Below are 13725 nucleotides of genomic sequence, written 5' to 3'. Positions count from 1 at the left end.
CCTCCCATCGGTTCCACGACCACTGTGACTGTGAGATCGTGCCCGAGTGGGATAGGAGGGCCGTCCACTTGGAAGGGTACGACCCGGACCGGTACTACGCGCTCTATACGGAGGCCCGGGAGGCTGTCGGCGGGCCAAATCCAAGCCTGAACGACATCGCGGAGCGAATGCGTGTACTACATCCCGAGCAGTACACAGATGGAAAATGGCCGAAGTTGCCTACCGGGGCCAGCTCGGACGGGACGCTGCAGGCCAGCGTGTATGAGCAGTGGAGGCGCGACATGGCATTCATCCGCCCACCCGATGCGGACACGACACGGTTCAAAATCCCACCCGAACGCATGTCAGAAATCCCGGGCGGCTGGCCCTCCGACGTTCCACCGCTACGTGTCCGAGAATGGAACCACATCCTCTACGGTAATGCTCAAGGAGGCGGGCACCTCGCAGGTTACGGATGGACCCATGGTCGCCCAGAGTTCCCTGCTGACTGGACGCCACAGGACGTGCGGGATGCCATGGAAACGGTCCTCCGGGAGAATTCTCTCAGGTCCCGTAAAGGGAGGGGCGTGAAGCGAAGCGAAGGCACAGTCAAAGGCGTTACATTTCGCGTGTATACAGCCACAAAACGAGGTAACCTACACATATCAGGAGTGTTCCCTGTCGAGTAGAAGAAGGTGACGTGACATGGATATTTTGTCGGTTATCCGTGAGATGCTTGTCTACTGTCCCGATATGGAAGGAATTATCCTTGAGCTCGCTGATGGAGATCCTGCAGCTGCTCTCGCGTCGCTGATGGACCAGTTTTACGAGGACAGGATTCGCATCTCAGATGATCTCCTCCAGCATCTTCGTAATCTTTCTGTCGGTGATTATTATCTGGAGGAAAGCTATCTTGATCTTGCTGAGTTGCAGAAAGAGCTAGCGGCTGACGCCGCCTAATTCACTCTGCTGGTTCTGGCTTTAAGCCCTGCACGTACCCGTGTAGGGCTTTTCTCATGCCCTAAAAGCATGACACCCACTGTGTGTACCGCACGGCACGCACATGCCTTATTGTTACCCCCTTGGCATGCCTGCACAGGCGTGCCTTTGATTCCCGCACGGGAAGGACCTTTTTCAGATGGACAACCCCAAAAGCACAACTCCCACGACCAACCAGCCTCCAGCTGACGATCCGTCGCAGACTGCTGCACAGCAGGGCGCACAGGACACGACCGACTGGAAAGCCGAGGCACGGAAGTGGGAAGCCCGCGCGAAAGCGAACAGTGACGCCGCGGACCGCCTCAAGAAGCTAGAGGACGAGCAGAAAACCGAAGTGCAACGCCAAGCCGATGCGCTCGCCGCTGCACAAGCCGCCGAAAAAGCCCTCCAGGCGAAGATCGCAGTGTTTGAGGCAGCGGCCCGCCTCGGCGTTCCCGCTGAGCTGCTCGCAGGCCCGCAAGACGACGATCTGGACGCCTACGCGGAGAAACTCTCCAAGTGGAAAGCCGAACATGTCCCCACCTCTACGGATACGACTGGTGACGGGAAGGCCAACACAGGTGGTAGTCCGGCGCCCTCACTTGGCCGTACACCGGCGGGCACTGGTGTCTTGTCCATCGATGAGCAGATCGCTGCAGCTGAAAAAGCTGGCAACGAAACGCTAGTGAAAACACTCAAAGTGCTGAAACTCGGCAAATAAGCCAGTGCCAGCACACTGATCACCTTTTCATGGAAGGAAAGTTATTCTCATGGCTGGAATCACCGGGCAGGGTACAACCTACAACCTGCCGAACTACGTCGGCGAACTGTTCGCCGCTTCCCCGGAAGACACCCCACTACTCGCTTCCATCGGCGGGCTCACCGGCGGGGTATCCACGAAGTCCCCGATCTTCACGTGGCAGGGCTACGACCTGCGAGACGCAGAGGACACCCGGCAGCGCAAGGAAGGAGAGGTCGCACCGGACGGCACTGCCCGTAAGCGATACGCGGTGTCTAACGTGGTGGAGATCCACCAGGAGGCCGTGGAACTGTCCTACTCCAAGCAGGCTTCTACCGGGCAGATCACCACGGACGGAGCGGCCACCGTCCAGATCGGGCAGGCCGTGATCCCGGCCGACGAGATGGCCTGGCAGATCGATCAGCAGCTTAAGCAGATCGCCCGTGACGTGGAGAAGACCTTCCTCACGGGCACCTACCAGCTGCCGACGGACAACACGCAGCCACGTAGGACGCGTGGCCTTTTGGAAGCGATCACGACGAACGTGGCGACCACGACTCATACGGCTGAAAACTTGGACGCTGACGACGTCCTGGACCTGATGCAGAAGGTCTGGGAGTCCGGCGGCCTGCAAGAGTCCGAAACTCGCACGCTTATCGTGAACGCAACACTGAAGCGTGCCCTGTCCCGGATCTTCATCAAGGACGCGAACTATCGGGAGGAATCCCGCAATGTTGGTGGCGTGAACCTGCAAACGTTTGAAACCGACTTCGGACGGTGCAACATCATGCTTAACCGATACATGCCAGCCACTGAACTGGTTGTCGCCTCGCTGGAGCAACTCAAGCCCCGCTTCCTGGAAATCCCTGGCAAGGGGCATTTCTTCGCGGAACCGCTGGCGAAGACCGGCGCAGCGGACAAGGTCCAGCTGTACGGCGAGATCGGCTTGGAGTACGGCGCTGAGACAGCGCACGGCAAGCTGACAGTCGCCGCCTAACTTGCGTCGGCCAGGAACCACGAGAGGGATCTTTTTGTCGCCCTTTCTGCCCTCGTTGGTGGTTCCTGGCCGCGCGCATCCTCTCGTGAAAAGGACCCCTAATGATTGCACGCTCCACCTTGTACCCCAACCTGCTTGTCACCAATCCACGCGTCCAATTCCTTGGCGGTGTCGCCGAAGTTGATGCAGAGATTGCCGCCCAGTTACGCAGTCTGGCGTGGATGGGCGTCATTATCGACAACGATGACGTCGAGACAGACAGCGACGAGACTGACGACGTCGAGACAGACAGCGACGAGACTGACGACGTCGAGACTGACGACGTCGAGACTGACGACGTCGAGACTGACGACGTCGAGACTGACGACGTCGAGACAGACAGCGACGAGACTGACGACGTCGAGACTGACGGTGACGATGACACCGCAGAGCCGAAACGTCGCAGGAAAGCACGTCACGCCGATTAGGAGCATCCGATGAGCGACGAAACCAGCTTCGCCACAGTGGACGATCTCGAAGCACGCTGGCACCCACTTACCGATACGGAGAAGGACCGTGCCTTGGCTATCCTGGCTGACGCATCCTCCCTCATCCGGGACGAATGCCCCTCCTGGGCAGACGCGCCGCAAGCAACACTACGGCGTATCACCTGTGCCATGGTGCGACGTGCCATGGCCTCCCCGACAGGGGAGGAAGGCATCCCCGTCACGTCCCGTATGCAAACTGCAGGACCGTACACTCAGCAGGTTGCTTACGCGAACCCGACCGGAGATCTGTACATGACACGAGCTGAGAAACGCGCACTACGTCCCCCTCGCGCATTCGAACGCAATCTACTCGAGGGGACATCGTGATCTACGGAGAATCTGTCACAGTCATCACCCGACAGGGCACCAGTACAGACACTTTTAACCGGCCTATCTACGTCTGGATGCCCGACCCGACACCCGTCCCCAATGTGGTCGTCGCACCTGGCTCCACTGATAACCTCGCCGGAGATCTCCGCCCCGACGGCGTCGAAATCACACTCACACTGCACTGGCCAAGATCAGACACTCGATCCCTGCGTGGCTGTCGAATCATCGTCCGTGGAGAGACGTACACGGTGATCGGGGATCCGCAACCCTACACGGATGCGAATACGCCCGGACCATGGAATCGGGCCGTCCCACTCCAACGAGTCGAAGGATAACACCCTCTCATGGCACGCCATTCTGTCACAGTGAAACTCAACTTCCCCTCTCTCGCATCGTCTACATCCGAAGCAGTCAACGAGGCCACGACCAAAATTGCACGACGTGCAGGAGACGGCTTCATTGGCGACGTGATATGGACCGACCGGCCCCACGGCGCGGTCCGAGCTACCACGTATAAGGCCCGGTTACGTAACGCGCGGGAGAACACCCTGTTGAAAGCTGCAACCAATGAATAGTGAGGCACTGCTCATCGGCTGGCTGAATACGCATGCTGCGCTCCAGAGTCCCGCATATTCAGACGTGCCTGCCGGTACACCAGACGACCCGAAACCAGACATGTTCATCACAGTGGAACGCACCGGTGGACAACGCACACCCGTCATCGACTATCCAGTATTCGCAGTCCAATGCTGGGCGGACCGCAGGGAAGACGCCGCCCAGCTTGCCGACACTGTCGCCCAGATCCTCACCACGGATCTGCCACTGCACTGGAATATTGGCAGCGTGGATGTTAACTCGACCTACAACTTCCCAGACCCGGACTCAGATTTGGCACGCTACCAGCTGACAGTCACCGCGACCATCACGCCATAACCCCATTTGAAAGAAGCACGGCACTATCCCGTAAGGAGAATGATCGGCCATGGCCAAAAACAACTCTAATCTCGTCTCTGTCGGCAAGCCGGTCGCCACCGGCGTTGTCTGCGCGGCCACTATTGGCACACCACTGCCCACAGACGCAACCAGTCCACTCGACGACGCGTTCATCAAACACGGCTACATTTCGTCCGACGGGCTGACGAACAGTACGTCAACGGACACGACGGACATCACCGCGTTCGGTGGTGACACTGTTCTCACTGTGCAAACTTCCCGCACAGAGACTTTTACCTGGACCTTCATCCAATCAGCGGATAAGGACGTGCTGGCTGAAGTGTACGGACAGGACAACGTGTCTGTAGACACGGGCATGCTGAAGGTGACACACAACGGGAAGACCATGCCACGCCGTATCTTCGTTTACGAGCTCCTCCTGACCGGTGGCCGGGTCAAACGCATCCTCGTGCCTAACGGGCAGATTACCGAGGTCGGTGATGTTGTCTACCAGGACGGTGAGGCAATCGGCTATGAGGTCACGGTCACCGCCTACCCCGACGCCGACGGTAACACGGCCATCGAATGGATCACCGGAATCGAATAACGACGTGGCCGTTAGGACCGGCAGGAACAATTGCTGTGCTCGCCTGCTGGTCCTAACGGCCCGCTCCGACTCCCCTTCCGAGCACAGCACACCCAAAAAGGAGTACACGCTTGACAGACATCAATATCCACGGCATGACGCTGAGCATCGACGCCAACCTGTTCGACGACTTTGAGCTTGTCGCTGACATTGCCGACATGGAAGCCGGTCAAACACTCAAAGTCGTGCCCATCGTGCGACGCATCGTTGGCGACCACTACCAGGACATGTTGGACGTACTGCGAGACCCCGCTACGGGTCGTGTCCCTCTTGACGCCGTATCCCAGATGATCGTGGAGATCATGCAGGAGGTCGCCCCAAACTTGCCACGCTCATCGGAGCAGACCGACTAGCACCCGATGAGCTATCCGCAGACTTCGCCCGATTCTTTAACGTCCAGGACTGGCGGACACTGCCGCCACGCCTAGCAGCATCCTGGTGTGCCGCAATGATCCGACAGCCCGAGTCGTGGACACACCGTGCGTTAAACCCACACTGGCAATGGAATCATCCGGGCGTACAGATCGCTGCGAACACGTTCGACGTGCTGGCAATGGCGAACTGGCAGCGTGGTGGAGGGCGTGGCGGTAAACCTGCCCTGTATCCACGCCCCACCGGTGACCGACAGGCTCGCACTCAGCCCCAAAGTGGCAAGTCCCCGTCTGATGATCCGATAGCCGTCCCCGTTGACCAAGTGGACAAGCTACTGGCCCGGCCACGCGGCTAGCACACCAACGATTCGTTCAGATCCCAGTTTGGAGGTGAGTTCACGTGGCAAAAGGATATGATCTCGGCACCGCCTGGCTGAACGTCGTCCCATCATTCAACGGCGTCAAAAAGGCCATCGCCTCAGAGCTCGGCGGGATCAACATTCCTGGCATGACCTCCCACTGGAGCACCGGCATTATTGAGTCGGTTGGTGGCGCATTCAAACGTGTCTCACAGATCGGTATCGCAGGGTTCGTCGCCGTCGGCGCTGCCGCCACAACCTCCCTCGGCGCAGCAATCAAACGTGCCGACACGCTCAACAATTTCCCGAAGATCATGCAGAACCTCGGCTACTCCGCCGATGACGCATCCGCATCAATCGAGAAAATGAGCGACAAACTCGACGGCCTGCCCACGTCACTTGACTCAATGGCCGGCATGGTCCAGCTCCTCGCACCACTAACCTCCAGCCTGGACGAAGCAACAGACCTCTCCCTCGCGTTCAACAACGCTTTGCTTGCCGGTGGGAAATCCACCGAGATTCAAGCCAACGCGATGGAGCAGTACACGCAAATGCTGTCCGTCGGCAAAGTGGACATGCAAGCATGGCGGTCCCTGGTGTCCGCCATGCCCGGGCAGCTGAACCAGCTCGCCGAGTCCCTGCTTGGCGCTGGGAATAATGCCATGGACCTGTATGACGCCATGGCTGACGGTCGAGTGTCCTTCGACGATTTCAACCAGGCCATCCTTGACCTGAACGAAAACGGCCTGGAAGGGTTCGCATCCTTCGAAGAGCAAGCCCGTGACGCCACCATGGGCATTGGTACGGCTTTGGACAACCTGAAGAACCGTACAACAAAAGCTCTGTCCGGTATTCTGCAAGAATTCGGCGTTGAAGACCTCGCCGACGGCATCAACCGGCTATCCGAACCCATCGCCACCCTCGGACAAAACATTCAGGACCTAGTCCACTCGTTGAAAGAAGGGGAAGGTCTGACCGAATGGGGGAAGGACCTTGTCACGGTCGCCGGTGGCCTTGGCGCGTTCGGAGGTGCAGGCGCAGCCTTAGAGAACTGGGGCAGCATCTCCTCGTTTTTCGACAAGTTTGACAAGGTTGGTAAAGTCGGCGGGCACCTGAAAGACGCCGGGAAAGACATCTCCGCGTTCACGTCGAACATTGGTCCGAACTGGTCAAAATTCGTCAAAGAAATTAAAGACCGTGTCACGATTTTTGATGACGCATTCGGCGGTATCGGGAAACGGATCGGCGGGAAGCTTTCTCCTGCAGCAGAAACCATCAAAACCCACCTGTCCGGGGTAGGGAGCAAACTGTCCTCTGGGTTCTCCACCGTCACCGGTGGGATCCAGTCCGGCATGTCAAAAGTGTTCTCCCCACTGTCCTCTTTCGGGTCGTCTATCAAGTCGCGGCTGACCCCCGTGTTTGAGAACATTCACCTGGCTTTCTCCGGGCTTGGTGACCACCTCCTGGGTGGGTTGAAGACCAGTTTCGACAAGATTGGTGGCCTGATCGGACAGTTTTTCTCCCCGGGCCGGTTCTTGAAGTTCTTCGCGCTGGGCGCTCTGATCGGCGCCTTGGTGGCAGGCATTGGGGCACTCGCCTCGCAAATGTCTCATGAGATGGTCATCAAAATGCATGAGACATTAGCTGACCTGCCAGACATGATCAGCAATATCGTGTCCGCGATCACGGACCAGTTGCCGGAACTCATGGACGTTGGCACTGACATGATCGCCGTTATCCTGCAGGCGATTATTGATAACCTGCCCGCTCTTGTGGACGGGGCGACTCGTATCCTCACATCCCTGGTCACGGGCCTGTCACAGGCATTGCCGAAACTGATCCCGATGGCAGCACAGATCATTACCACACTGATCACTGCTCTCGTGCAAGCGCTCCCGCAGATCATTCAAGCGGGCCTGGAACTGTTGACGGGTCTCGTACAAGGCATCATCAATTCTTTGCCTGTGCTGATCGAAGCCATCCCGCAGATCATCGAAGCGTTCGTGACCACGCTGGTGGAAGCTCTGCCGCTGATCATGGAGACCGGTGTGCAACTGTTGACGGCAATCATCGACGGCATCACGCAGACCATTCCGATGCTGATTGACATGCTGCCTACGATCATTGACACGGTCGTGAACACTCTCGTGGAGAACCTGCCTGCGATCATAGATGCTGGCGTGGAGCTCCTCGTCGCGTTGATCAGCGGACTGACTGAGGCGATTCCCCAGTTGGTTGCCATGCTGCCCACGATCATTACAACGATTGTGTCCACTCTTGCTGGGCATTTCCCTGAGATTGTCACGGCAGGTATGGACGCTCTCGGGTCTCTCATTTCGGGTATTACGGATAAGATCCCCGACCTGTTGTCAAAGGTTGGTGAGCTGCCGGGGAAGATTCTTGACGCGCTCGGAGACCTTGGCAGCCTCCTCGTTGAGGCTGGAAAGTCAATCATTTCCGGCTTGTGGGAAGGTATGAAGTCTGCGTGGAATGGGGTGAAGAACTGGGTTGGTGGTATCGGCAGTTGGATCGGTGATCATAAGGGGCCGAAGGAATACGATCTGAAACTCCTCGTCCCCAATGGCATGTGGATCATGCAAGGCCTTGCCCACGGCCTGGAAAAGGAGTTTAACGGTCGTGTTCTCGGTGTCGTCGACGCGATGGGTCCACAGCTCGGTGACGCGTTGGGTACTGTCACGACTGGTGTAACACTGCCGGATATTGCCGCCGTATCTCCCGCAGCAAACCGGTTCCCTTCGACGATGGTGCTCCGTGTGGGTGAGAAGGAGTTCACCGGCTATGTGGATGAGCGTGCGGATGGCAGGATCGTCCGTGCTGCACGTATCTGAGACGAAAGGGGATCAGTATGGGGTTTACTGGGTGGACTGGGGAGCATACGGGGCTGCCGTCCCTTCGCGTCGTCGGGCCATGCACGGTCACCACAGCGGGGCGGACAGTTGTCACCGTCCCCGCCGGGCAGACCCGGCACGTATCCGACCCCCTGGCAGTGCCAGGGGCGAACACGTACACCGACGGTGCCACTGTGACGGTCATCGACAGGCAGACCGGGCGGCCGTGGGAAGCGATCCTGACGGACGCGACAGGACGGGGCCTACACGGGCTGATCCTCGCGAACAACCAAGACCCCATTTCCTGGGCATCCGAGGTAGTGCAAACAGGCCGCCACGTGGCACGCTGGCCGCTGACACGACCACCAGCGACAGGGACCAGTGTTATTGTCCTGACAGACCCCACAGCCGAGCCTGAGCTGATCCGTATTTGTCAGACACACACCCCGGTCATTATTGGCCCCGCCGTACCAACTGTGGGAGTACCCATCCGACACGTCGTGATCACATCTATCACTAGGTCGCGGCTCGGACCTGCGGGGACCATTCAGGTGGAGATCGCGTGGACACAGATTGATCCGTCCTCCAAACAGTCCGCCGCCCCGGTTGTCACCTGGGGTGAGTACGCGGCGGCCACTGACGGGTGGACAACCGAATCCTACGAGGATCTATGCCGACGGATTGGAGGTATGCCATGAGGCCCGGCCCGTCAACCAGTCTCTTGGCGGGCCCGGTCGCCGTCGGCGTCCGAATAGACATTGCCCGCACGGGCAGGATCATCGCCACGGACATTCCCGCCACGGAAGTCTCCCTGGACGTGCAAACGGGGCGTGCCGTGCCCGGTCAGGTGACCTACACGGCCCCCGCCGACTGGATTCCGGCCACACCGTATGATCCGCTGAACAACTACGGTCAGCGTACTCATGTTGTTGCCCTGGCAGAGTGCGCTGGCACGCCCCATGAGATTGATTTGGGCTGGTGGATACACACCGCATGGGACGAGACGGACGACGGGGTGCAGGTCACTGCTATGGATCTGCTGCAGGTCGCGGAAGAGGACGAGTTCGCATGGCCGTCTTCCCCGCCTGTTGGTGCGACGTTACGCACCGAGCTGCACCGACTCTCCCACCTGCCAGTCATCCTGGACCCGGGCGTGACAGACGTGTACCTGTCCAGGGATTCTCAGTGGGGTACTTCCCGCACCGAGGCCGTGCAGGACCTATGCAACAGTGTCGGTGTCGGCTATAGTGTCCAGCCCGACGGCTACCTGCACGCGTGGCCTTACCGTGATGGCGGAGCCCCTGTTGCGACTTATACGGGCACTGACCTGCTTGTGTCCGCGCCCCGCACATCACAAGAACGCCGCCCGAACCGCTATGTCGTCGTTGGCAGTATCGGCTCGGGCGAGACAGAGAAGCGCTTCACGTCCACTGTCACAGCTACATTCCCGCCGTTGGATCCCGACTCGTACGGGTGGGTCACTGAGCGGTCTGAGGTGTCGTCGTCTGACCTGCCAGATGTGGAAACCGCCGCAGCGCAACGCATCTCTGAACTCGCACAGAGGAAGCTGCGGAAGCGGCTGATTACGCAACGGTCCCGGTCCGTGGAAATCGTCGCGGACCCGCGCCTAGAGGCCGGGGATGTGATCACCGTGATCACAGGCGGCGGAGAAACGATCACTGGTCGTATCACCGCCTATAGTCTGCCCGTCGGCCAGGCAGACGCGACAATGCGTGTCGATATTGAGGAGCTCGCATGGTGAAACCCAACCTCTTCCTAGACATCACCCCGCCCGGCCGGGAATTTGTGCCTGACTCAGTACTGACCGGCACTATTGTGGAGGCCCTGCCCGGCGGGAAAGTTGCCGTGCAGATCGACGGAGCAGACGACGATTATCCGCCAGTTGTCGTCCCGTCAGAGGCGGGGATCACCGCGGTGGGTGCCACGGTACGGCTCAGCCGGGACACGTCCGGCCGGGTCACTGTCGCACAGGCACCATATAGCCTGCCTGGTGGGGCAGTGCCGATCCACATGGGAGCAACCGGTGCCGCTATCGGCGACGCCCTAGAGAAGGCACAGGAGGCCGCGTCGTCGTTGCGTGACGCGCAGGCGAAGGCCAACCAGGCGGCCACGGATGCCGCGAACGCTCTCAAAGCCGCCTTAGAAGCTGGGGACGGTACCGGCGTGTACGTGCAGGCCGTGGACCCCGCCGACGGTGAGGAAGAGATCCCAGACGGTGCAATCTGGTTCATCGCATCAACCGACACTGCTGGCGCACAGCATGTCACTGGTATGCGAGTCCGACAGGGAGGCCAGTGGGTTGAACACACGGTCATCGCATCCCAACTCCTCGTACCTGGCAGTGTCGGGGCGGCACAGATCGCTGATGGGGCGGTGACCGCACCGAAAATCCAGGCGACCAACGAGCTGTGGACCAAATTACTGACCGTCGCAGGGGACGCCACTATTGGTGGTCGTCTCCTCGCCGAAGAGATCATCGGAAAGACGATCATGGGGTCTCGCTTTTATCTCACGGGGAGTTCCTCAGGTCGAGAGTACTCAATCCAGTGGGACGGCACAGAAGCACCAACCCGCACCTTTTATATAGCAGCTCAGAATGGATCGGTCACGCACTCCATCTCAGATGGTCCAAATACAAGTTGGGGCTTTACGCGTGTAACCACACGGTTCACCGCCTACGAGCTTTCCTGCGAAACATACGATTCTGGGACTGATTGGCGATTCCCTGGAACCTCGTCATCTATCACAATCACAGTATGGCTCCGCTGCTCATACAAGTTTGCAGCCATGATAGAGACATCACTTACCGGAACGTACTCCAATCAAGTAACCTCATGGTTTAACTCTGCGACTGCGGGAAGTAGAACTGAATTCTACGAGCCAGGAGAATGGGTACCCCTCCAGATCAGACTACCGGCCTATACAGGAGACGCTGACTATGCGCGGCTTCGCTTGACTTGCCGGTTCTTTGCAGAGGGACGCCTATCTGCTGGTGGGACCGGGTTTCCGCCGGGGACATTCTGCGACATTGGCGGGATTCTCGTACAAGAAGAGAGTGCTAATTTCATCGCTCTCCAACAGGGAATTGTCGGAGATCCCGAGTTAACGTTCTATACAGACAGTGGCGAAAAATGGGTCAAAATGACCTCCGTAGGGTTGACGGCCTCCGAGAATAACATCTTCCTGCCGTGGGACGAGTTCTCCCTGTCGCTGGCACCGCCAATAGGCACATGGAAAGCTGAAAGTTTCTCTCGAACAACGCCACCCGGTTCGTGGGTCACAGTCCCTCTTCAATGGGGCGTCGTGACACGAGACCTTAAGAATGGGTTCACGGCAGACCTGGCTACATACTCGCTGGTTGTGCCATATGACGGAGTCTATCTCGCCACTGGTGTGACCCAGTTTGCTCAGAACGGCACCGGACGTCGTGGCGTTGGGGTAACTGTGAACGGCACAATCTCTGACGTTTTTGCTTTCACTATGGCCCCTTCGGTGGGCTCTGGGATTTCTTCCGCTACAGGGCCTATTACGCTGAGCGCCGGAGACAAGGTCTCCCTGCAAGCATTCCAACAGTCTAGTGGAAACCTAGTTTTGAACAAGGGAATTCTCTCTCTCACACGCCTATCAGCATCGTAATTCTAAACATGAAGGAGCATCATGTCTCATAGGCACTGGTCCGGAAGCCTGCTACCGGATTCGGGGGACGATATTCTCGGCTCGCTGACCACACTGATGGACACCGTCGGCGTTGTCGTGCCTGCCGCCAGTATCGCCACGGCACGCACCATTCTCGACACGGCCCTGGCCGCCGAAGCACCCATTTCACCGGACAGACCCACCTATTTCGATATTGGGGGCATCATCTATCGGGCCACCGGTGAACAGTCAAACTCCAGGTACACGCTGTCCCCCGTCAACGAGGTCGAATCCACCTTCGACACATTCATTCCGACGGCCCCATTCTCGCGGTACGGCGGTAACCAGTCTGCACTGGTCACATCGAGACTTCCTGCCCGACCCTATGACAGGGTTGTGTTGGCGTTCGGCATGGCTGACGCGCAAGTCAACGGCATCGCAGGCCTACGCGTCCTAATCGCAGACAATTCCGGCCCTGCCACATCCCGGTGGGAAAACAACTCCTCCTTGACCACGCAAACCAGTTTCAACATGAAACTGGTACCAGCTGGTGTGGATCCGAAAACAATTCTTGCCGTGTCGTTTGGTGGTGCGTCGTCTCAGGTGTCCACGGTGACGTTCTCTCAGGCCGCTGACGTGAATAAGCTCATGGTCCTCGCCTTCCCGGTCACCATGTCATAGGAAGGATGATCTGATGTCGTCTCCTTTGTTTGATACGGCGGTGATTGTTGCTGTGGTCGCGATGGTCGGTGGCGTGGCCACGGCGGGGATTACGGCGTTGGTGCAGCGGCGTAACGCTCGCGCTGACTATAGTCTTGCCGTGTTGGCGCGTACCGTGGATGAGCTGCAGGAGCAGGTACGCGACGCCGAGGCGCGGACGACTAGGCTGCGGGAGAGCCTGGACCAGATGGATGCCAAGTTCTCCAGGTTGCGCCGCGAGCTGGGTGAGGCTCGGGATCACGAGTTTGCCTTGTCCCAGCAGGTTGGCATCTGGCAAGACCACGTGTCGAAGTTGGAGAGGCATATCAACTTGCAGTTACCGCCACCACCGCCAGCCAGGCCTCTGGTCGCTGTTGCTCAGTCTGACCGAGGCACAACCACGGGCCAGTTCGCACCATCTGCCCGAAACGATAGTGAGATACCCGTCGACGACAGCGACGACGACGAAGAAGGAGACCCTTCATGAGTGAGATTCTGCGTGGCGTGGATGTGCACGCCCGCTACCAAGCCGCCTGGCCCCGCGCAATAGTGCCACATGTGGATTTCACGATCACGAAGGCCACCGGCGGCACTTCGCTGGTGATTGACGGTTGGAAATCCATGCTTGCTGGGGCGAAGCGCACCGGCGTCTACCATTATG

17 protein-coding genes are annotated in these 13725 nt (G+C 58.7%); all 17 read left to right on the top strand.

Annotated elements, in window-relative coordinates:
* Positions 1-668, top strand: a 668-nt coding sequence (locus EKN07_RS12175) for an EndoU domain-containing protein (RefSeq protein ID WP_206435732.1), incomplete at its 5' end; no start/stop codon positions are given.
* A gap of 16 nt (positions 669-684) precedes the next feature.
* The gene (locus EKN07_RS12170; RefSeq protein ID WP_126146543.1) at positions 685-939 is read left to right on the top strand and encodes a hypothetical protein; all 255 of its coding nucleotides are present in this window, start codon (positions 685-687) and stop codon (positions 937-939) included.
* Positions 940-1117: 178 nt separating this feature from the next.
* Positions 1118-1678, top strand: coding sequence for a hypothetical protein (locus EKN07_RS12165; RefSeq protein WP_126146542.1), 561 nt, complete (start codon positions 1118-1120; stop codon positions 1676-1678).
* 49 nt (positions 1679-1727) lie between these two features.
* A complete protein-coding gene (locus tag EKN07_RS12160) occupies positions 1728-2693 on the top strand; it encodes a DUF5309 family protein (RefSeq protein ID WP_126146541.1) in 966 nt (321 codons plus the stop codon).
* Positions 2694-2794: 101 nt separating this feature from the next.
* A complete protein-coding gene (locus EKN07_RS12705; RefSeq protein WP_164546679.1) occupies positions 2795-3160 on the top strand; it encodes a hypothetical protein in 366 nt (121 codons plus the stop codon).
* Between the two features lie 9 nt (positions 3161-3169).
* A complete protein-coding gene (locus tag EKN07_RS12150; protein WP_126146540.1) occupies positions 3170-3547 on the top strand; it encodes a Gp19/Gp15/Gp42 family protein in 378 nt (125 codons plus the stop codon).
* The gene (locus EKN07_RS12145) at positions 3544-3885 is read left to right on the top strand and encodes a hypothetical protein (RefSeq protein ID WP_126146539.1); all 342 of its coding nucleotides are present in this window, start codon (positions 3544-3546) and stop codon (positions 3883-3885) included. The genes EKN07_RS12150 and EKN07_RS12145 overlap by 4 nt, the downstream gene beginning before the upstream one ends.
* A gap of 9 nt (positions 3886-3894) precedes the next feature.
* Entirely contained in the window at positions 3895-4125 is a 231-nt protein-coding gene (locus EKN07_RS12140; RefSeq protein ID WP_126146538.1) for a hypothetical protein, read from the top strand.
* Positions 4118-4483, top strand: coding sequence for a DUF3168 domain-containing protein (locus EKN07_RS12135; protein ID WP_126146537.1), 366 nt, complete (start codon positions 4118-4120; stop codon positions 4481-4483). The genes EKN07_RS12140 and EKN07_RS12135 overlap by 8 nt, the downstream gene beginning before the upstream one ends.
* Before the next feature lie 49 nt (positions 4484-4532).
* Positions 4533-5090, top strand: coding sequence for a phage tail protein (locus EKN07_RS12130; RefSeq protein WP_126146536.1), 558 nt, complete (start codon positions 4533-4535; stop codon positions 5088-5090).
* A 110-nt stretch (positions 5091-5200) separates the two neighbouring features.
* Entirely contained in the window at positions 5201-5482 is a 282-nt protein-coding gene (locus EKN07_RS12125; protein ID WP_126146535.1) for a hypothetical protein, read from the top strand.
* A 418-nt stretch (positions 5483-5900) separates the two neighbouring features.
* Positions 5901-8708: a tape measure protein gene (locus EKN07_RS12120; protein WP_126146534.1), complete on the top strand. Its 2808-nt coding sequence runs from the start codon at positions 5901-5903 to the stop codon at positions 8706-8708.
* Positions 8709-8725: 17 nt separating this feature from the next.
* On the top strand, positions 8726-9406 hold the full coding sequence (locus EKN07_RS12115) for a hypothetical protein (protein WP_126146533.1): 681 nt from the start codon (positions 8726-8728) through the stop codon (positions 9404-9406).
* Positions 9403-10470, top strand: a complete 1068-nt coding sequence (locus EKN07_RS12110; protein ID WP_126146532.1) for a hypothetical protein — start codon at positions 9403-9405, stop codon at positions 10468-10470. Before EKN07_RS12115 ends, EKN07_RS12110 begins: the two co-directional genes overlap by 4 nt.
* Positions 10464-12365 carry a hypothetical protein gene (locus EKN07_RS12105; protein WP_126146531.1) on the top strand — a complete coding sequence of 634 codons (1902 nt, stop codon included), beginning with the start codon at positions 10464-10466 and terminating at the stop codon, positions 12363-12365. The genes EKN07_RS12110 and EKN07_RS12105 overlap by 7 nt, the downstream gene beginning before the upstream one ends.
* A gap of 21 nt (positions 12366-12386) precedes the next feature.
* Positions 12387-13046, top strand: a complete 660-nt coding sequence (locus EKN07_RS12100; protein ID WP_126146530.1) for a hypothetical protein — start codon at positions 12387-12389, stop codon at positions 13044-13046.
* Between the two features lie 13 nt (positions 13047-13059).
* Positions 13060-13551 (top strand): hypothetical protein, encoded by a 492-nt coding sequence (locus EKN07_RS12095; protein WP_126146529.1) that lies wholly within the window; start codon positions 13060-13062, stop codon positions 13549-13551.
* Positions 13552-13725 lie beyond the last annotated feature (174 nt).

Origin of the sequence: Actinobaculum sp. 352 (assembly GCF_003957265.1) — a bacterium.
Taxonomy (GTDB): Bacteria; Actinomycetota; Actinomycetes; order Actinomycetales; family Actinomycetaceae; genus Asp313.
The sequence above is the reverse complement of the archived record's forward strand: the minus strand, read 5'-3'. Positions and strand labels throughout refer to the sequence as shown.

What these genes read in the sequence shown, in the direction of transcription:
- EKN07_RS12100 (WP_126146530.1), top strand. Translation starts at nt 12,387, where the DNA reads ATGTCTCATAGGCACTGGTCCGGAAGCCTGCTACCGGATTCGGGGGAC.
- EKN07_RS12170 (WP_126146543.1), top strand. Translation starts at nt 685, where the DNA reads ATGGATATTTTGTCGGTTATCCGTGAGATGCTTGTCTACTGTCCCGAT.
- EKN07_RS12705 (WP_164546679.1), top strand. Translation starts at nt 2,795, where the DNA reads ATGATTGCACGCTCCACCTTGTACCCCAACCTGCTTGTCACCAATCCA.
- EKN07_RS12135 (WP_126146537.1), top strand. Translation starts at nt 4,118, where the DNA reads ATGAATAGTGAGGCACTGCTCATCGGCTGGCTGAATACGCATGCTGCG.
- EKN07_RS12130 (WP_126146536.1), top strand. Translation starts at nt 4,533, where the DNA reads ATGGCCAAAAACAACTCTAATCTCGTCTCTGTCGGCAAGCCGGTCGCC.
- EKN07_RS12160 (WP_126146541.1), top strand. Translation starts at nt 1,728, where the DNA reads ATGGCTGGAATCACCGGGCAGGGTACAACCTACAACCTGCCGAACTAC.
- EKN07_RS12140 (WP_126146538.1), top strand. Translation starts at nt 3,895, where the DNA reads ATGGCACGCCATTCTGTCACAGTGAAACTCAACTTCCCCTCTCTCGCA.
- EKN07_RS12115 (WP_126146533.1), top strand. Translation starts at nt 8,726, where the DNA reads ATGGGGTTTACTGGGTGGACTGGGGAGCATACGGGGCTGCCGTCCCTT.
- EKN07_RS12150 (WP_126146540.1), top strand. Translation starts at nt 3,170, where the DNA reads ATGAGCGACGAAACCAGCTTCGCCACAGTGGACGATCTCGAAGCACGC.
- EKN07_RS12110 (WP_126146532.1), top strand. Translation starts at nt 9,403, where the DNA reads ATGAGGCCCGGCCCGTCAACCAGTCTCTTGGCGGGCCCGGTCGCCGTC.
- EKN07_RS12105 (WP_126146531.1), top strand. Translation starts at nt 10,464, where the DNA reads ATGGTGAAACCCAACCTCTTCCTAGACATCACCCCGCCCGGCCGGGAA.
- EKN07_RS12095 (WP_126146529.1), top strand. Translation starts at nt 13,060, where the DNA reads ATGTCGTCTCCTTTGTTTGATACGGCGGTGATTGTTGCTGTGGTCGCG.
- EKN07_RS12165 (WP_126146542.1), top strand. Translation starts at nt 1,118, where the DNA reads ATGGACAACCCCAAAAGCACAACTCCCACGACCAACCAGCCTCCAGCT.